The 18,379-nt window shown below is 43.6% G+C and carries 23 protein-coding genes; 10 read left to right on the top strand and 13 right to left on the bottom strand.

Features of this window, described 5'->3' with window-relative positions:
- Positions 1–12 precede the first annotated feature (12 nt).
- The 4 genes from SNE25_RS19780 to SNE25_RS19765 form a co-directional block, all read right to left on the bottom strand.
- Positions 13–675, bottom strand: coding sequence for a DUF899 family protein (locus SNE25_RS19780; RefSeq protein ID WP_321566240.1), 663 nt, complete (start codon positions 673–675; stop codon positions 13–15).
- Positions 676–868: 193 nt separating this feature from the next.
- Positions 869–1,675 carry a DUF899 domain-containing protein gene (locus SNE25_RS19775; RefSeq protein WP_321566239.1) on the bottom strand — a complete coding sequence of 269 codons (807 nt, stop codon included), beginning with the start codon at positions 1,673–1,675 and terminating at the stop codon, positions 869–871.
- A gap of 56 nt (positions 1,676–1,731) precedes the next feature.
- Complete coding sequence (locus SNE25_RS19770; protein WP_321560725.1) at positions 1,732–2,682, bottom strand: alpha/beta fold hydrolase; 951 nt, start codon at positions 2,680–2,682, stop codon at positions 1,732–1,734.
- Between the two features lie 20 nt (positions 2,683–2,702).
- Positions 2,703–3,596, bottom strand: a complete 894-nt coding sequence (locus tag SNE25_RS19765) for an AraC family transcriptional regulator (protein ID WP_321560724.1) — start codon at positions 3,594–3,596, stop codon at positions 2,703–2,705.
- A gap of 358 nt (positions 3,597–3,954) precedes the next feature.
- Between SNE25_RS19765 and SNE25_RS19760 the strand changes: the two genes are divergently transcribed.
- On the top strand, positions 3,955–4,257 hold the full coding sequence (locus SNE25_RS19760) for an acyltransferase family protein (RefSeq protein WP_321566238.1): 303 nt from the start codon (positions 3,955–3,957) through the stop codon (positions 4,255–4,257).
- Between the two features lie 220 nt (positions 4,258–4,477).
- On the opposite strand, the gene SNE25_RS19755 is transcribed toward SNE25_RS19760, so the two are convergent.
- Genes SNE25_RS19755 through SNE25_RS19735 form a run of 5 tightly spaced genes read right to left on the bottom strand, consistent with a single transcriptional unit; the run spans position 4,478 to position 6,917 of the window.
- Entirely contained in the window at positions 4,478–4,921 is a 444-nt protein-coding gene (locus SNE25_RS19755) for a hypothetical protein (protein ID WP_321560723.1), read from the bottom strand.
- Positions 4,918–5,793: an SRPBCC family protein gene (locus SNE25_RS19750; protein WP_321560722.1), complete on the bottom strand. Its 876-nt coding sequence runs from the start codon at positions 5,791–5,793 to the stop codon at positions 4,918–4,920. The genes SNE25_RS19755 and SNE25_RS19750 overlap by 4 nt, the downstream gene beginning before the upstream one ends.
- A complete protein-coding gene (locus tag SNE25_RS19745) occupies positions 5,775–6,167 on the bottom strand; it encodes an LIC_13387 family protein (protein ID WP_321560721.1) in 393 nt (130 codons plus the stop codon). Before SNE25_RS19745 ends, SNE25_RS19750 begins: the two co-directional genes overlap by 19 nt.
- Entirely contained in the window at positions 6,164–6,610 is a 447-nt protein-coding gene (locus SNE25_RS19740) for an SRPBCC family protein (RefSeq protein ID WP_321560720.1), read from the bottom strand. Before SNE25_RS19740 ends, SNE25_RS19745 begins: the two co-directional genes overlap by 4 nt.
- Positions 6,594–6,917: an ArsR/SmtB family transcription factor gene (locus SNE25_RS19735; protein ID WP_321560719.1), complete on the bottom strand. Its 324-nt coding sequence runs from the start codon at positions 6,915–6,917 to the stop codon at positions 6,594–6,596. Before SNE25_RS19735 ends, SNE25_RS19740 begins: the two co-directional genes overlap by 17 nt.
- A 96-nt stretch (positions 6,918–7,013) precedes the next feature.
- On the opposite strand from SNE25_RS19735, the gene SNE25_RS19730 reads away from it, so the two are divergent.
- The 4 genes from SNE25_RS19730 (at position 7,014) to SNE25_RS19715 (ending at position 9,692) form a co-directional block, all read left to right on the top strand.
- On the top strand, positions 7,014–7,310 hold the full coding sequence (locus tag SNE25_RS19730; protein WP_321560718.1) for a VOC family protein: 297 nt from the start codon (positions 7,014–7,016) through the stop codon (positions 7,308–7,310).
- A gap of 6 nt (positions 7,311–7,316) precedes the next feature.
- Entirely contained in the window at positions 7,317–7,733 is a 417-nt protein-coding gene (locus SNE25_RS19725; protein ID WP_321560717.1) for a DUF1801 domain-containing protein, read from the top strand.
- A 217-nt stretch (positions 7,734–7,950) separates the two neighbouring features.
- Entirely contained in the window at positions 7,951–8,490 is a 540-nt protein-coding gene (locus tag SNE25_RS19720) for a GrpB family protein (protein WP_321560716.1), read from the top strand.
- Positions 8,491–8,636: 146 nt separating this feature from the next.
- Positions 8,637–9,692: a radical SAM protein gene (locus SNE25_RS19715; protein WP_321560715.1), complete on the top strand. Its 1,056-nt coding sequence runs from the start codon at positions 8,637–8,639 to the stop codon at positions 9,690–9,692.
- Here the strand turns inward: SNE25_RS19715 and SNE25_RS19710 are convergent.
- Genes SNE25_RS19710 through SNE25_RS19695 form a run of 4 tightly spaced genes read right to left on the bottom strand, consistent with a single transcriptional unit; the run spans position 9,689 to position 13,048 of the window.
- Entirely contained in the window at positions 9,689–10,489 is an 801-nt protein-coding gene (locus tag SNE25_RS19710) for a hypothetical protein (RefSeq protein ID WP_321560714.1), read from the bottom strand. The genes SNE25_RS19715 and SNE25_RS19710 overlap by 4 nt on opposite strands.
- A gap of 1 nt (position 10,490) precedes the next feature.
- Positions 10,491–11,747, bottom strand: coding sequence for a PEP-utilizing enzyme (locus SNE25_RS19705; RefSeq protein ID WP_321560713.1), 1,257 nt, complete (start codon positions 11,745–11,747; stop codon positions 10,491–10,493).
- Complete coding sequence (locus SNE25_RS19700) at positions 11,680–12,693, bottom strand: hypothetical protein (protein WP_321560712.1); 1,014 nt, start codon at positions 12,691–12,693, stop codon at positions 11,680–11,682. The genes SNE25_RS19705 and SNE25_RS19700 overlap by 68 nt, the downstream gene beginning before the upstream one ends.
- A 52-nt stretch (positions 12,694–12,745) precedes the next feature.
- On the bottom strand, positions 12,746–13,048 hold the full coding sequence (locus SNE25_RS19695) for a hypothetical protein (RefSeq protein WP_321560711.1): 303 nt from the start codon (positions 13,046–13,048) through the stop codon (positions 12,746–12,748).
- 208 nt (positions 13,049–13,256) lie between these two features.
- On the opposite strand from SNE25_RS19695, the gene SNE25_RS19690 reads away from it, so the two are divergent.
- The 5 genes from SNE25_RS19690 to SNE25_RS19670 all read left to right on the top strand — a co-directional run bounded on the left by SNE25_RS19690 (position 13,257) and on the right by SNE25_RS19670 (position 18,266).
- Positions 13,257–14,060, top strand: a complete 804-nt coding sequence (locus SNE25_RS19690) for an AraC family transcriptional regulator (RefSeq protein ID WP_321566237.1) — start codon at positions 13,257–13,259, stop codon at positions 14,058–14,060.
- A 24-nt stretch (positions 14,061–14,084) separates the two neighbouring features.
- Positions 14,085–15,191 (top strand): FAD-dependent monooxygenase, encoded by a 1,107-nt coding sequence (locus SNE25_RS19685; protein ID WP_321560710.1) that lies wholly within the window; start codon positions 14,085–14,087, stop codon positions 15,189–15,191.
- A gap of 245 nt (positions 15,192–15,436) precedes the next feature.
- Entirely contained in the window at positions 15,437–17,146 is a 1,710-nt protein-coding gene (locus tag SNE25_RS19680) for an FAD/NAD(P)-binding protein (protein WP_321560709.1), read from the top strand.
- Positions 17,143–17,700: a DUF1543 domain-containing protein gene (locus tag SNE25_RS19675; protein ID WP_321560708.1), complete on the top strand. Its 558-nt coding sequence runs from the start codon at positions 17,143–17,145 to the stop codon at positions 17,698–17,700. Before SNE25_RS19680 ends, SNE25_RS19675 begins: the two co-directional genes overlap by 4 nt.
- Positions 17,697–18,266, top strand: coding sequence for an HD domain-containing protein (locus tag SNE25_RS19670; RefSeq protein WP_321560707.1), 570 nt, complete (start codon positions 17,697–17,699; stop codon positions 18,264–18,266). Before SNE25_RS19675 ends, SNE25_RS19670 begins: the two co-directional genes overlap by 4 nt.
- The last annotated feature ends 113 nt before the right edge of the window (positions 18,267–18,379 follow it).

Here is an 18,379-nt window from a genome sequence, read left to right as displayed (position 1 = left end):
TGAACTTTAAACTTACGGGGTATTTCCAGTCAGGTCGTCAGCATATCCGGCCTCGAGTCTAAGCCATTGAGGAATTGGGCGCCCCCCATGATCTTCGGTTGTCGATAGCCAGTCCGGCGGCCCGCCGTAGGTACGAAAGTAGCTTCGATCCTGCGGCCAGCCGGCAGGAGAATCCTCCCAGTCCTCCTGACGTCCATACACAGTCAAGTCCATCAATGCGAGGCTATAATCGATGGTCTCTACCCCGCGAAAGGTTGTCCAGTATGTCTCAAATACACGGTCGCCCTGGCGCAGGTAACACACAATATGCATCATGCCAATCTTGCGTCCTACCAGCAGCGTTTCAAGCGACGAATTTGGCGCTGAATACCAAGGCATTTCCCAGCCCATGAACTCCCGGTACCGGGAGCTCTCTTCATATGGGCCCTGGCAAAATGTGGCATATGTGATGTCCCTGGAAAAAAGATAAGATAGCTCATGTATATGGGAGGTGACCCAGGTACAACCCTCACATTGTTGTGCAGCGGGTTTTCCATCATGCCACATTAAATAATAGGCAATAAGCATGGTACGTCCTTCAAAGGCATCAAGCAGTGTCGTCTCTCCATGCTCGCCAATGAGCGCTGTAACGCCGTCTACTTCCACCATGGGCAAGCGGCGGCGTGCCGCCGCTATAGCGTCACTTTCATGGGTATGCGCCTTTTCGCGAACCCTCAGCGCATCCAGTTGTTCTGGAAGCCGGCCCTGTCCACTATCTGTGGCGATCCAGCCCTATCCAAGCTATCCTTAACCGATGTCTGGCTTTTCTTTTCTTTCGTTTTCATAGGTTGTGGTTTTATGTATAAACAATATCGCTATGTTGCGACTGTCAGGGTTTGTTGTATTCGTCGTGACGTTGCCACCACGGGCCCTCTCCCTCATTACGGCCTTTCGGCGCACGGTCAAACCATGGGTACATTCCCCAAATGGCATCAACACCCCGCCCATAGGCAGAATAGGTATGGTAAACGGCGCCGTCCTCCAGCGCAAACGCGCTCAGTCCGGGCCTTTCCCGGTGATAGGTCAGCACATCGGTTCCGGTCATAGCGGCAAACTTCGCTTCTGCCCCTTCGCCTGCGGCCTGTCCCTCACGCCACTGGAAAGCGCCGGAATGTGCCGCGGTTTCCGGCGAATAACCTTCCTCTTGCCGGTAATTGTATTTTATACCATCCTGCATCTGCTCTTTGGTGAAACCTACGCTGAAATCAAAGTTAAAATCGCTGCCGAATGAGGATGCCCAGGGGAATGTCCAGCCCATGCGCTGTTTGTATGCCTCCAACTTTTCCAGCGGTGCCCGTGACACTGCCCAAAACATCAAATCGTGATTTTCCATGTGTACGGTGACACCATTGAAACCATCGGCGATTGATGAGCAGGTGGGACACCCTGCCTTGAAGTCAGGCCCGAACATAAAGTGGTAAATCATGAGCTGCGAGCGACCTTTGAAAAGATCGGTCAGCGAGGCTTTGCCCTCGCTCGTATCAAATTGATAATCTTTGCCTATGCGAACCCAGGGAAGTTCCTGGCGTTGTTTCGCAAGTTCATCGGAACGTTGCGTTAATTCCTTTTCGGCATCAAGCAGCTGCAGTCGGGCGTCAAGCCATTCTTCACGGGTTCCTTTCTTGTGGTTGGTCATCATTTTTCTCCTTTCTGATTATTATTCTTATAGGTTTCATCTTAAAAAAATCAACATCATCTTTTAACTTTGTCCGCATTTTTTACTAATGCATTTACAATTACCTCAATGAATTTAGTTGAAAGATCATGACCCATTCCGGGTACAATGGTTAGCTCAGCTCCTGGTATAGCTGCTGCTACTTCTTTTCCGGCCTGCAGGGAAACCAGCGGGTCCGAATCGCCGTGAATAATCATTGCCGGAACTTTTATCTTAGCGAGGTCGTCCCTGCGGTCACAATTATCCGCCACCAGTACTGCCGCTACCTGCCTTGCAGCGCCTGCGGGATACCATGAATGATCTGCAACATCAAATGCTTTTTTCTTTAGGGTTTCCAGATCATCGGTACTGCCCAGCGCCTGGTATGTATGTACAAGGTAGTTTGCCAATGTATCTCTATTGGTGGTTTGCGGAGGTGTAGTCATGGCCTTTAAAGCGCCGGCATTTGGAGGCGGCAGGTTTGGGTTGCCGGAAGATGCTGACATACAGGTTAATGATAGTAGTTTGTCAGGGTAATGTATTGCAATTAACTGCGCAATAGCCCCGCCCATTGATGCACCAGCAATATGCGCTTTAGTAATGTTTAGCGCTTTCATCAAACTAATTACATCACGGGCCATATCCATTAAGGTGTAAGGCAGCGGTGCAGCCTTGCAGGTTTTTACAAAAGGGGCTATAGCCGCCCAATCCGGCTGGCCAAGGGCGTCCAGTTTCGATGATGCTCCTGCATCTCTGTTATCAAAGCGTATAACGTTGTAGCCATTTGCCGCAATCTTTTTGCAAAATGCAAGTGGCCAGTCGGTCATGGGAGCACTTGTACCGTTGATCAGTATCACTGTTGGGTCGTTGAAGCGCCCGAAACTTTCGTAAGCTATGGTGATGCCATTATCACATTTGACAAACTTTATTTGCGCATGCACTAACAACACAAAGAAATTCAAACTTATAATAATGCATACCTTTTTCATGAATGCGGGGTTTGACGATTTTAATTCTTGATCCTGATTGTATGACTACCCGTTCTATATTGAGATGGGTTCACTTTATATTTTTGCCTGAATGCAGTAGCAAAGTATTCAACACTGTTAAAGCCTGCTGCAAAAGAAATTTCAGAAACAGGTTTATTCGTATTCTTCAATAACATTTCACCATGTTTTAACCGGATATTTTGCAAATACTGGTTTGGCGTGTAAGATGTGAACTTTTTGAAGATGCGGCTGAATTGAAAAGGACTTACACAACAGTGACTGGAAATTTCCTGCAGCGAAATATCCTTAATGAAATTTTCATTTAAATACGCTTTGGCCATTTCTACGGTGCCCAGGCGGTTCATATTCAGTGAAGCGTTCAATTCATCATCTACCGAAGTATTTGAAATGGTAGAAACAATCATATTCATAAATTCCAACACCATAGTATCCATCTCTAATTTTCCCATCCGGTGTATTCCTTTCATCATTTGAAAATGCAGGTATTCAGTTTCCGGTTGTGATTGCAGCATCAGGGAAAGAATATTAGGGTTTGAAAAAAAGAGCGTATTTTTTAGGTGGAGATCATCCAGCAGTTGCCGGTAAAAACTGTCCGTAAAATTAAATATAGTACATTCTCCTAACGATGGCCGCAGCTGGTATTCATAGTTAGGTTTATCGATGATGATATACCCTGAGTGCATATCATAGGAGTTTTTGGATAAGTCAAACAGAAAGTTTCCTTTTTTTACAAATACGACACACAGGCAATCATTGTATCTTTTGCTTACTTTATTTTCCGCTGTCAAATCATAAGCCCAGTGCTTGATCTGATAAAAATCAGAAACAAAAAGGTTGCTGGAAATCATACTTTCCAGTTTGGTTATTTTCTTGAAAGAATCCTTATTTATCATAGGTTTTGTTTCAATTACCGTCACAAAATTACATATGTTCATGTCAGAAACACTCCTGATTTGTAAAAAGAGCAAGATTTTGAAGGTGTGTAGTTGTCTGTCTTTTAGGAGCCTATCCAATTCAAAAAGCTGAAATGCTAACAGGGACACCGTGAATTTTGAACATTTGAATGGCGGAAATTCAGACTATTAAAAGATGAATTAGCCAGTGACCATCCGACTGCCGCTACGCGCATTTCTCAACTTGTATACAATTTAAGTATCAAACAAGTATTCAATAGCTGGTTATAGTCTGTTTTTGTAGCTTATTTGCATTTCTATATATGATGGAAATCAGCCGGGCTAAAAAAATTTAAATATTGAAACCCTTAGAGGGCTCGCTATAATTCTAATGGTATTGGGACATGTTATAGGGGGTACTTCACGTGATGGACTACAGGTTGCTGATGATTCGATATGGAGGTTTTCATATTACGCACTGCAATACATCCGGATGCCGTTGTTCACGGTTATTTCAGGCTTTGTTTATGCTTACAAGCCGGTGTCCAGATTTACCACCAATTCCAAATTCATAGCGGGAAAAATAAACCGTTTATTAATACCATTAGTTGTTGTGGCAACGCTTTTTTACCTGTTGCAATATCTTTACTCCCGGAACTAACTCCAAACCTCCACCGGGTAATATCTGGGGTATTTACGTTTATTCCTACGCTCATTTTTGGTTTTTACAGGGTATGATGAGCGTCTTTCTGATCATTACAGTTCTTGAAAACTTTAAAGTGTTAAATAAGTTGAAATTTTTAGCCCACCATTGACGAATGAAAAGAATGCTTTTGAACAGGTTCTGATCAGCACCTTTGATGGCTAAACGGCATTGATAGCTATTTAATTTGGCCAAGGGCCGCATTGATTTTTTCCATATCGGGACCTTCGCCCGTACCCTCATAAAATGAAAGGTCTTCATCAGTCCCGACCAACCGCATGCACTGACCGCCAGGAGCCTGAAAGTACAAGTGTGGATCAGGTATCTCCAGTAGGCGCACTAAACCAGATTCCACAATCTTTTTACGGGTTTCGGCCACATGATCCGATTTGATTTCCAGCCAGATAGCGCGAGCTTTACGATGCACCTCGCTCTCGTCAGGAACATCGCCATATAGGAATGCGATAAAGAAGTTATCGCCAATACGGATAAAGTCCCGTTCGGGGTCGGCCTGCATGAGCTGGCCGCCGAGGGTGTAGATATAGAATTTGTTAACATTTTCGCGTTCGCGCTCAGGAACTAAGATGGAGGAGTGGTTGCCAAAAATAACGTTCGTTTTCATTGCGGTTCTCCTTTCCCCATAGTAATGAAATTATGCAGGCTTTCGTTGATGTGTTCCGTCCAGCCTCCCCGGCAGTTCTCATAACATTCCACTTCCGGCGTCAGGCCGATATGGGTCATGATGATCTTCGTGCCATTATTTTCGGGGAGTAGCTCCCATACTACGCGGGTGCCGTTCCATTCGGTTTTATCCGTTTGCCAATGCAGGTAACAGTCTTTCACCTCCCAAACGATGATATCGCCGGGGATCAGGTCAACGATCTTAAAAGTGACAAAGGTCTCGCCGAAGCGGACCGTAAACTGGTCATGTAAGTTTGCTGCGCTGCCCTCGAAATTTTTGGCCCACCAGCAGGCTACTTCACTGATCGCCTCTTCTGCTTTTTCCGGACTGGCGGCTACCTGGATACGTGTACTGAAATTGGTCGCAAAGTGCTGATAGACCTCCAGAACGCCGCCCCAACCTTCATTAATATCTGAAGCGTTTTGAAGATCACCCAGCACGTGCAGGTCTTTATGCGTTAGTTTCACGCGGGTGTTGTGGGAGTCTTCTGTGATAAATTCCACCCGCACCTCGCTATGCAGATCGGAGTTGAACCGGAAGTTGGCGTCCGTCTGCCAATCAAGTGCAAACAGCGTATAAGGCTCATAGATCAGTACTTTGCCCAACTCGCGTTCGCCGCCTTCGCCATTATAACCGATCCAGCGTCCGCCGGTTTTGGGTTCCAAACCTACCCGTACCATCGGGCAACCTTCGTTATGGCCGGAAGCGGGCCACCAGAGCCCCATTTGGTTAACAAATACTTCAAAGGCGGTCTGCTGCGAAGCAGCCACCATAATTTCTTTTTGAATGATGTTTAATTCGATGGTTTCCATTGGATAAAAGCATAAAGAGTTAATATTCCGGCAAGTAGTGAAAAGGCTGCGGCAAAAGGAAAAAAATAGATCAGTTCGATGATGCCCATAAATAATAAGAACAAGCCTATCGGCAGGATGAATTTACGCTCGGGCAATTGCCAGAGTATGATGGTCAGTAATAATAAAACACCGATCATCGTAAAGCCAAAGCCGTCAAAAAAACTGCCGAGGCTGACTTGTTTGCCCATAAAGGCAAAATGATTGCTTTGCATGTCGTCTACCACTTTTTGGATAGAGGGATTTGGCGCCTTTTTCCAGGTAAACGCGCCAACAATGTGACCGAATGTATGCAGCAACATTAAAATGCTGGCGATCCTCAGCGGTGTTTTCATTGTTCCACGACGTTTTTATACAGGTTCAGGATCATGCCCCAGCCTTCGTCCATGCTGTCGATGGCTTTGCCGCCTTCGCCCAAACGCTCGAGGTCTTTGTGTTCCATGAAAACGCGGGTTCTATCTCCTTCGGCAATGAATTTAACTTCGACTTCGGTGGTGATCGATGGATCATATTGAAAATTGGCATCGATCTGCCAGTTCAGTAGCAGCAGGTCATAAGGGTTCCAGGCTAATATGATGCCGACATTGACCTCGCTGCCATCCTCATGCTTACTATACCAGCGGCCACCTTGTCCGGCTTCCAGTACCATTTCGGTCATGGGGCATTTGCCGACATGATGGGTTCGTGGCCACCACGTGTCCATTTTTTGGGTAAACGCCTCAAAGCAAGTTTGTTGTGCGGCATTCACCACCAGTTCTTTTTTAATGTTGGGTATCATTGGTTTGTTGTATTTGTTCTGCTAAAACTTTAAAATTCGCCAACGCGTCATCCCAGAATTTATCTAAGTAATTTCTCATCGCGATGATTCCTTCCCGGTTGAGTTCATAAATATTGTTGTTGCCGACCGTTCTCAGGTTGACCAGTTTCGCTTCGCGCAATACTTTGAGGTGTTGGGAAACAGCAGGACGGCTAACACTCATCCCTTCGGCGATGTGTACGACCGATAGGGGGCCGCGCTGTAGTTTCTCAAAGATGGAGCGTCGGGTCGAATCTCCTAACGCATTAAATGCCAAGTTACTATTCATAATTTAATAAGTAAGTTGTTGCTTACGGTAAGTACAAACTTACTAATAGTTTTAATTTCTGCAAATTTTTTTTCAATTGTTTAACTTCGTGTTATAATGGAGACAAATCAATTGATCAGAATGGATAATATGGGTATCGTAGTGGAATCCCTGTATAACGCGATCGCTTTTTTAGCGGGATCGGAGGATCACCGTAATGCGCCGGTGAATGCGCTGGGTTATTTGCGAACGATGTTCGCGGTGACCAATCTTGACGAACTGGTGGAACGCTTAATGACACAGGGAGCGACTTTAGTGGGTGAGATCGTTCAATACGAGAAGGCTTACCGGTTGTGCTATATTCGTCGCGAAGAAGGCCTACTGGCCGGTCGGGCCCAACTACTTCAATTATAATTTAGCATGGCTGGAAAGAAACCGAAACTTGCAGAAGTTAAAACTAAGCCCACTGGGATCAGCGTAATGGAATATATAGCGGCATTGCCGACAGCGCAAAAACGCCAGGATAGTTTGGTGCTGGCGGAAATGATGGAGCAGGCCAGCGGGGAGGAACCTGTTCTGTGGGGCAGTTCGATCATCGGTTTTGGTTCGAAACGTTATGAAAGCCCTGCCAGCGGCAGGCAGGTCGATTGGTTCCGTATCGGTTTCGCGGCGCGTAAAGCGAACCTGACCATTTACCTGATCGACCTGAAAAAGCACGAAACGGCGCTGCAAAAGTTGGGTAAACATACCACCGGAGGCGGTTGCCTGTATATTAACAAACTTGCTGATATTGATCTGGAGGTTTTACGTAGTATGATGGCGTTGACATTGGCGTAAGGGCGCAAGCAACTCATGCGATAGCCGTTATTTGACGGGAAAACCGTATAGTTCCATCTTTTAGCCGCAGATCCCATCAAATTTAAAGTGCGCTCATTTTTCCGTGATCTCGTCCAATTTTAATGAAAGGAATTTTGGGGTTTTCAAATAGGTAAAAACCACAATAAATAAGGTCAGTAAACAGTCCTCTGTAGGTAAATCAGAATTAAGTTATAATATGCAAGACCATTTCGAAATAGTTGAATATGACCCTGGATGGAAGCTCTCGTTTCTGGCTGAACGGGAACAAATAAAAAACTACCCTTTTGCGACAGTTGCCATCGAACACGTTGGAAGTACTGCGATTCCGGGACAATGGGCAAAACCGGTAATTGACATTTTCGTAGCTGTATCAGTTTTGGAGGATATTTCATATTATGAATCTATCTTATTAAAACCACACTATTACTTTGTGAATACAGGTATGTCAGGTCGGTTCCTTTTTGCAAAATATACCAATGGTATCTGGACTCACAATCTGCATATCTTGCCATACGCTGAATCTTTTTACAGCCGAAATGAGTTTTTATTCCTGGATTACCTTAAAAAAGATAATGACTTGATCATTCGATATGGAAAACTTAAAAAGAAATTAAGAGAAAATCCAGATTTGTCTATAGCGGAGTATACTCGTTTAAAGACTGATTTTATTCAAGAGGTGGTCGATTTGGCAAGAAAGGAGAAAGGGCTACCCTTAGAGAATGTTTGGGAGGAATAAGTTGAAAATAAGAATAATGGCCGATTCTTTGTCTGCTAAAAGGTGAAAAATCCCGCTGATAATGGTTAAGTAAAATCGGGTGTTGGACTAAATTCTGTAATTGTTTATATTAGTATTGCATACCGAATCCGTGCAACGAAAATACTATGGCATTTAAATCAAATCGAATTCAAGTAGATCGTTCCTTGTACGAATCCTTTGAAGAATTTGTGTTAAATCGAACACCTTTTTTTCCGAAATTTCTGGAAATCTTTTTGACGGATACTTGCAATCACAACTGTCCTTTCTGTATTTCTGCAGATTATCGTGAAAATAAACGAAACCTGCCGCTAACTCTTGTAAAGAAAATCGCGGATGACATGTCAGGATACCCTCAATCCTCCATCCGCTTATGTGGCGGTGGGGAGCCGCTGTTGCATCCGCAGATTGAAGAAGTTTTGCAATATTTTTTTTATAAAAATTGCTCAACAAGTATCGTGACAAATGGTCACTTGCTGGTTGGTAATATCAATAATATTATAGGGGAGATATGTCGTGAGGTGCGTATATCTGTAGATGCGGGTAATGCGCAGATTTACGCGGTGGCACATGGCGTAAAGGAGCGCGTTTTTGAAAAGCTTTTGAATAACATAAGACAGTTGGTAGCCAATAAAGGAATTCATAAATATCCTGTAATTGAACTCTCATTTGTCGTCAATGCATACAACCTGGCATCACTTCCAGACTTTATCGAGCTTGCAGTTGAGCTAAAAGTAGACCGGATCAATATTACCATGAATACGAATGATGCATTTAGCGATCAACGTATGTTGCTGAAAAGATGCGAGGAGCTTTTACCAATCAGCCCCATCGGCCTGGAGATTTCTATACATGACTCACCTGCGGATTTTTTTCAACCTGATTGCACATTACTTTGTCCTGCAGTAATATTAAATGGTTTAATCGATTCAAGGGGGTACTATTTTCCATCATGCCATCACGTGCGGGATGAGCATTTTGTTTGGGGTAAGTTGAACGACTGTTTAGGGCTCAAAGCGCTCGTTTCATCCGAGGCTTTTATTGACGCTCAATATTCATATATATTCAAAAGGTGTTTAAAGCTTAAAAAACTCGCCTTTCGGCCTGACAACCTTTTACTCGTAAATCATCTGATTCAATCAGCCGTTTTAAAAGAGCGTGCAAGTAGATTATTGCTTGATTAACAGGCAGGGGGTAATGCAAAGAAATTATTTTGATATAACGTCTCAAATGGATTACCGCAGTTAAGCTGAGTTTTGTTTTCCTGGGAAAATTCAATAACATCCTGCGTAGCGAACTTATTTGGAATATGTTGACCATACCTGTCTAAATATTCGCTATCAAAGATCATATGAATAGGGCAAAACAAAGTTCCGGTGCTTGATTCAAATTTCAATTCCGGAAACCGGCTGAAAAATCGCTGCTCGAATCTTTCGGGAATGCCGATTGCATTTTGCGCCCAGTCAGCATACAATTTAAGAACTAACAATGTTGTGCCGCCATTAAATGGGTCAGGCAAAATCTTTTCAACGTGATAGCTTATTTCAGCTTTTGAGAAATCACGGAGTCGTTTTCTGGCCATGATGAATGATCTTAACATAGCTTGCTGCTTGATATCTCTTCGATGATAATTAAGAAAGAAGCCCCGATGCTTATGATGTTCGGAAAACGCCTTCATTTTTGCAGTAAACAGCAAAAAATATTTGTCAATATCATCAGCCTGGCTATCGAGTACATCATTGACGGCAGGAATATCTATGAGTTTTTTTGGTTTCTGTTGCAAAAGATCGCTAATGTGTATATGGTACCTTTTTTTAAGATATAAGGCTGCGTAATAATCAAAATCGCTTACCGAAGCGTTTGGATCCATTGCCAGAATGGCTTGATACAACCGCTGGAAAATATATTCTATTTTTAAGTCAGCAATTGCCAGATCAGCCATATTTTTTAATACTACTGCTTGATCACTTTTTGTTTCCATGCTACACTTTAGCTAATATTTTTACAGTTCCTGATTTTCCATCAATTGATACTTCAGTACCTTCGGCAATTTGAGCTTGAATACCAACCACACATGGTATACCCTGTTCCCGGCAGACAATCGCTAAATGGGATAATATTCCTCCAAATTGACTTATGACGGCTTTAAAGTTTCGTAAATATTCAACATTTTCAATGGTCGCCTCCCGTATGAAAAGTATCTTTTTGCAAGGACTTGTAGCATTGCTATGTTGCGTAACTGTCCCGGTAACACAACCGCTTGACGCAGGTAGTCCTTTTATCGTGGTTTCGTTTAAAACGTCCATTGTCGTGTTTTCATCCACCGAAAGCTGAGCCAGTGAACGGGTAAGTGCCCTGGCTTGAAAAAAAAATAATATACCTTGTTCATTTATTCCCCATTCCGCGTCGACACCTTTCTTAAAATAAGGGGCAACTTTCAGGATTTCTTTTAAAATGTTGTCCATAGATTGTCTGTAGGATGATGATGGCATTTTTCTAACGCCATATACCATTGACTCTCCGGCGTTATAGCGCTGTAAAAAACGAATGTTTCCGAGTTCAAAGGCCTGGCTGACCTTGTTGAGTTTTTGACCCGGCAGTGGTATTAGCACTTTGTCGATAAAATGATTAGAAACAATAAATTTTGATTTTGTGATGTGGACATTATCGATGTGTGACCACCTACCCGCTTCCAGGGTTGATATATATGGAACAACTACTCCGTCTACAACCCCGCGGCAACTCCCGTAATAGGATTCCATATAACACTTGGATAATGCAGATTCAAATAAGGTGACCCCCGCAAAACGCGTATTGATGGTTTCCTGTATAATTATTTCGCAATTGATGTTTCCGGTTTTAGCGTAGTGATCCCCAAGAATGTTTTGAATGCAGTTCTTGACGGCGTTGATCCCTTGTACGCCATTGTAAGATAAAAACATCCCGGCATTACTTTTTTTGCGTCCATCCTCGTATTTGGAAGCAGACCTAACCGAGAGCGATGTATTTTTAAACTTTGATAAATGATCCTTTAATATCCTTGTTTCTTCTATGCCAAATAAGTCCTTTTTAAACCGTGAGCCGGGAAAACCCACAACGAAGAAGGCGGGTACATTTAGCCCTTTTTCTTTTAAAAGCTGAAGCCCTGTAGCCTTTAATGATGTTGGCTCGTCAAGAATTTCCACTAAGTATCCCCCTGGAATTTTGAAAAGATGTTTCCTCAATTTTCTTTGTGTCATTCAAAACAATGCGAACGAGCCGGAAAAACCTGGCCTGCCAGTAATGTCGGACTTCTTCTGTTATTTCAAGTGCTTTCATGGTATATAGTATCCGGTGGATGGAACTTTCAAATCCAGAGAGTTCTGAAAAGAATGCTGTCATCGCCATTAAGTCCTTTGGTACGGTTAAATACCTGCTATCAGCTTTTAAGATCTGAGCTAATGTAAATGTCGTATTCAATTTCTTGTTTATAAAGTTGATCTCGCTTTTGGGGGAGGTTTGATCCGATAGATTGCTATTTTGCAAGAATGCGGAATTCCAATAAAAATCTTGTAAAATCAAATCATTACAATCTGGCCTGGCACGTGTTGTTAACCTGGCGACCTGGGAGGAAAAATAGGCTAAGTGGGAGAATGATTTTTTTTCAAAATACCTTTTTTTTAAAGTTTCAAAGAGCACTTCATCTTTGAAGTTCTCATTCAAATAAACAAAGGCTGTTTCGTAGAATATGTTGTATTGATTCAAAGCCATTAAGTCAACCAGTCGCAAATAAAGAGCGGAAAAGGTGCTAAAAAAAGCATCACTTCTTGATGCTATATTTTGCTCTAACCAAAAGCACTCAGATGGAATAAGCTGCTGAATGGTTATGCTTTGTTTTATTAATTTGTTTGCAAGTTCCTCGCTGCGGAGCGCTTCATCTAATGAACTTGTGATGAAATCAGGGAGGCTGTATTTGTCAAAGGACACTACGCAATCATCAATGAGCTTAAGGTTCAGGGCACTTGCCTGTGAATTATCTTCAGCAAAACGCAGCATGGCCCGCGCGTAACACTCTAGTTCAAGATATATATTGGTAGAATAAATTAGTGGAAAGTGGATGTAATTTTCACTTTCCACTAAATCTTGAGCCAGGGAAAATGGCCAAAATAAACTTTGACTGATATTCTCGAAGATAGAGAGAATCATATGAAAACCTTGAAATAAACATGTTCGGAACAGCCTTATTTCGTTATCTCCATTATAAACACAACTTGTCTTCGGTCAAATGAAGGTTTTTATCGATCGGTCCTTGCTTCCAGTCGGCTATCTTAGCTGACGCAGCATCAGCTAACTCCTGATAAGCGGAATGCAAGTACTCCTCAAGTTTGTTGAGCTCAAGATTGAACTCTGCACTTTCATCATCATTTTGACGCAGATTGGTAATCTTATGATGAATTTCCGAAATCTTCAAAATGGTATCACCAAAAGGAAGATTGACATTTGCATCCTGACCGGATCTGATCCGTCCTAAGATTTTAGTTGAAGTAAAGTGATTTCCCATGATTTTAGAATTGCTTGACGTTCAAACGAATATAACGATATAATTTGCTTTTTTGAAAATATTTTTAAAAAAATGATTTGCATTTGATGCGTAACGCAACGATATATTGGGATGTCTCCGCCATTGCCTTTTTAATTGGAGTATGCACGGTCAATCAGATCCTTTACTGTATGATACGTATACGTTTTAAAGTTCGTTATCTTTGAGTATGCAACACCGCGAACTGGAAGTACCTGAAGAATTGCGCCACAGCATCCGTGGCTTTTGGTACCGGGATATGGATTTTGGCGCGGAGCCACCGGCTTTTGAGGTCATGCCGGATGGGCATACGGAGATCATCTTTTATTTCGGCAAAGGTTGTAGTTTGCAGCACGATGATCAATTTGAGATTTTGCAATCGCCTTATATTGTTGGCTTACTGCAACAGCCTGTTTATTTTCGGGCAACAGGACGTTTGCAGATCATTGGAATTAAGTGTTTGCCCTGGACGATATATGATTTATTGGATCTACCATCGGTTAAGGGCGGGGTACAACACTTCGCGCACCCTATGGCTTCCTTACAATCCGGCTTAACAACTTTATTGTCTAATGGTAAAGTTGTTGATGCCCTGAGGTTGGTCCGCGATTGGTTCTTAGACCGAAAGCCAGCAATGAAACCGGAACTTAATAAAGCAGGCCAGGCAATGTTGGCAGCGAATGGTTCTTTACCGGTAACTTCGGTTGCTGCCGCCGCGCATGCCACCGTCCGAACTTTGGAGCGGAAATTTAAAGCTTCATCTGGCCACACCGTAAAGGATGTTTCCAGCTTAATACGTTTTGAACAGGCGCGTGACCGCTTATGGGAAAATCCTGATACCGCTATTGCAGGTTTAGCATACGAACTGGGTTATGCCGATCAATCTCATCTGAACCGGGAATTTAAACGTTACAGCGGGATGACTGCGGCCACTTTTGCAAAGCGAAAAAATGAACTTGGCGATGATTTTGTCGCAATTGTCCTATCTTCCTGAAAAGCCGGCGCAGATCTTTGTGCCATGAAAAATCATAAAGTACTCATCGCCGGTGCCAGTATCGCCGGTCTGACCAGCGCCTGGTGGCTAAACCATATTGGTTATAAGGTAACGGTGGTGGAGCTCGCAGTTGCACCGCGGACAAATGGTGCGGCGGTCGATCTGAATGAACCCGCGGTGGCCGTTGCCAAGCGCATGGGCCTATATGAAAAGTTGCAGGCGCATCAGTTGGGTATTGACCGGATTGAATATAAAAATGGGGAGGATATGACCGAAGGCACAATCACGGTCAATGACGGTTCGGTTAAACCTGCTGAGGAGATCGAGATCGAACGCGAAAAATTCGTGGAGGTACTGATGGGCACATTGGGTAGTGTCAATTTCATGTTCAGTAACAGCATCACGGGTCTGGAGGAAATCGCGGACGGTATGCAGGTTACTTTCAAAAGCGGTGCTGCGCGTGTTTTCGATCTGGTATTGGGTTGCGATGGTGCGCATTCCGGGGCACGTAAAATTTGGTTCGGCCCCGAAAATGACTATGCGCACTTTATGGGTGCTTATTTTTCCATCAGTATCGTTCCTAAATTGTTGGTGCCGCAACGGATAATGCAAACGTTTAGTGTGCCTTATAAGTCAGTGATGGTAAATGCTTATAATGGCAAAACAGATATCATCTTTATTTTCTTGTCTGATAACGAAATACCTTATGATTATCGCGACATAGTTCAGCAACGCCAAATCATTACTGAACAGTTTGAAGGGGACGAGTGGCGGACAAGTGAATTACTGGAGGAAATCGGGCGGGCTGATTTTTACTTTGATAAGTTTTGCCAAATCAGAATGCCGTCGTGGTCAAAGGGCAGGGTAGCACTAATCGGTGATGCAGCTTATTGCCCGTCACCCGCAGCGGGGCAAGGCGGCTCACTGGCGATCCAAGGTGCGGCGGCTTTGGCTGATGCACTGGTCAGGCATAACGGAAATCATGTGCTGGCTTTTGAGGAGTATGAGCGTAATCTGCGACCTGGTATTGAAGAAGTACAAGTTATTGCCGAACAAAACATCACGACGCATTTCATACTGAAAACCGAAGAGGAGATCCGGCAGCGTAACACGGAAGCGAAACCGTTTTAGCCAAATGATGCTATTCGCCGCTCAGTAGTTTCACCATTTGATTTTCCACTGTCGGTAAACCGCATGGGTGGGATTAGTTATTTTCCAGACCCCGGCCAGTTTTGTTTCGCCCGCTTCGCTGCAGCATCCCGCCCGGAATACCTGGCATATGCGCGACGTCAAAAATTGGTTAGGTATATCTCTTAATGTCAGTTAAAAACAAACAAATTATACTGCCTGTTCCTAATTAGTGGAAACCTGTATTAGTGGAAGATAGGAAGCGCATCGCCATTGTCGGCGGGGGGCCAAGCGGCCTGTTCATGTTCAAAAGATTGGTGGATGCTCAAAGAAGGGATGTGGAAATAACCATCTTTGAGCAGAAAAAACGGTTGGGCGCCGGCATGCCTTACAGCGCCGAAGGCGCCAATGACGAACATATTACGAATGTATCCGGCAATGAGATTCCTTTACTCGTTACCACGCTGGCAGACTGGATCAAAACCGTATCGAAAGATACGCTCGACAAGTTCCATATTGACCCGGAGCGTTTCAATGAATATAAAGTATTGCCGCGCTTATTATTCGGCCAGTATTTGACAGAACAGTTTGACCTGCTTCAAAAACAGGCTAAGGAACTGGGGGTAGATTTTGAAATTCATTATAACAGCCGGGTGACTGATATCATTGACCAGCCCGAACAAGAAAAAATTTTAGTTGAGATTGGTGACGAAACGCAATTTGAGTTTGATCATGTGGTCATTTGTGCCGGGCATAACTGGCCAACTAAGCACGAAGGCTTAATTCCCAACTATTTTGATTCACCATACCCGCCTTTAAAACTGGCCTTTACATTTGACCACCCGGTAGCTATCAAAGGTTCGTCGCTTACCGCGGTTGACGCGGTCAGGACACTGGCCCGTTATAACGGCAGGTTTGATAAAGATCAAAATGGAAGGTTGATTTACCGCACCCTGGATCAAAGCCCGAATTTTAAACTGATATTACATACCCGAAACGGGATGTTGCCCGCCGTACGGTTTCACCTGGAGGATTCTCACCTGTCCAATGATTCACTGCTTAGTAAAGAGGAGATCGCGGCACATATTAAAAATAATCATGGTTTCCTTTCGCTCGATTATGTTTTTGAAAAAGATTTTAAGGCACCGATAAAAGATAAAGAACCTGCATTTTACGAGCAGATCAAGGATATGAACCTGGAGGCATTTGTGGCCAAAATGATGGAACTGCGCGAATGCCTCGATCCGTTCCTGCTGCTCAAGGCAGAATATGATGAAGCTGAGAAATCCATCAAAAAAAAAGGGTCCGTTTACTGGAAAGAGATGTTGGGCGTTTTGAGTTTCGCGCTAAATTATCCTGCTAAACACTTATCGGCAGAAGACATGCAGCGATTACAAAATTCCCTGACACCGCTAATCTCCATTGTTATCGCTTACATTCCCCAAAGTTCAAGTGAAGAATTACTGGCCTTACATGAGGCCGGCATTTTAAGCCTCATTTCGGTCGGAGACAATAGTAAAGTGGAAGCGATGGCCGAAGGGGGAGCAACCTACCACTATGATGATGAATGCGGGCAGCGGCAGGCAGTGTATTTTAATACCTATATTGATTGCGTTGGCCAGCCGCATTTAGCATTTGAGGATCTACCGTTTAAAAGCTTGCTTAGCCAAAGAACCGTCAGCCCTGCCCGCGTCAAATTCAGTTCGGCGGATGAAGGATATAAAGCAATGCGGGAGGGGAAAGCGGTATTGCAAGATCAAAACGGGGATTATTATTTAAAAGTTGCCGGAATTACCATTAATGACCATTTCCAGGTAGTGGATGCTTATGGCGCATTTAATGACCGCATCTATATCATGGCCGTGCCGTATATAGGCGGCTACAACCCCGATTATTCAGGTTTGGATTTTAGTGAAGAAGCCTCCGCTGCTATTCTTAAAAGATTATTTATCGCATGAAACTGTATTTGATATTACTTGGAGCGGAAGCCCCTGGAAGAAACGTAGAACAACATGATTATTTTTTTGGCATTGCCGATAGCCTGAAAGACCTGGTGCCGGAAGTCAAATCATTTTGGCCTGAGGCCGGAAACAGTTTGCACATTGACGGCTGGCGGGAAGTGACCAGCGTGGATAACTGGGCTATCAGGGTGGTGCCGCAAAACGACGAGCGCCCGGTTTCAGCAAATAAACTGTTCTTTTTAAACTTGGGTGGTTATACAGGCGGCAAACTGGAGGAGCAGCACGATACGGTGCTGACAGTGCAGGGTAACCGTGCGCTGGCTATCCAGGCAGCCCGGGAAAGCTCATTTTTTAAAACGAATTCTTTAAAAGGCACCGCTACCGCGCATATCGATGAAAAATATGGAGTTGATGTCGATAACATTTACAGGATCGAAGAATTGCCATCGCCGGTTTTTAAAGAAAAATACCGGCTCGTGATCAGTGAGGGGGCCGCATTGCCAGCGGATAAAATTCATTTAGGCTATTTTAAACTGGATAAAATCATATGAAGCCTGCTGTATTACTGACACGCTGGGTGAAGTTGAAATATGAAGGTAATTTGATCAAGCGCAGCGGCGAACCTTATTTTACTCATCTTGCGGCCGTGGCGAAAATGGCACAGTTTGCAGCTTGCATGGGTTATGAGACCGGTCTTTGTCATGATCTTTTAGAAGACACGTCAACTACCGAAAATGAATTATTAAATGCTTTGACCAGCTTCGGTTATACCAGATCAGAAGCCGGGTACATTGCAAACTGCGTAGTGGAGCTGACCGATGTATTTACCCCGGATGTTTATCCGCATTTAAGCAAAAAGAAACGTAAAGCAAAGGAAGGATTACGCTTAACCACCATCAGTCCGGAAGCTCAAACTATCAAATATTGTGATCTTATAGATAATATAAGCTGGGTTATGCAATACGATAAAAAACATGCTTCAAAATACCTTTTGAAAAAACAGCGTTTATTGTCAGCCATGATGAATGGTGATAAAGAATTATATCAAAAAGCCCTGAACAAAATTAAAAAGGGATTGGATGTATTGGCCAATTCATCGCATACATCGTTGCAATGATCCTTAAAATGTCCCTGACGATACCTCAATTAATCGATCCTTTTGGCCTTTTCACTTTTCGCATCGGCATCGCTCCGGAATGTTTGATGATCGGCTCTATAAATGCCTTTGAT

The organism is Mucilaginibacter sabulilitoris, assembly GCF_034262375.1.
GTDB classification, from domain to species: Bacteria; Bacteroidota; Bacteroidia; order Sphingobacteriales; family Sphingobacteriaceae; genus Mucilaginibacter; species Mucilaginibacter sabulilitoris.
Note: the sequence above shows the minus strand (reverse complement) of the source record. Positions and strands in the feature narration are given on the sequence as shown.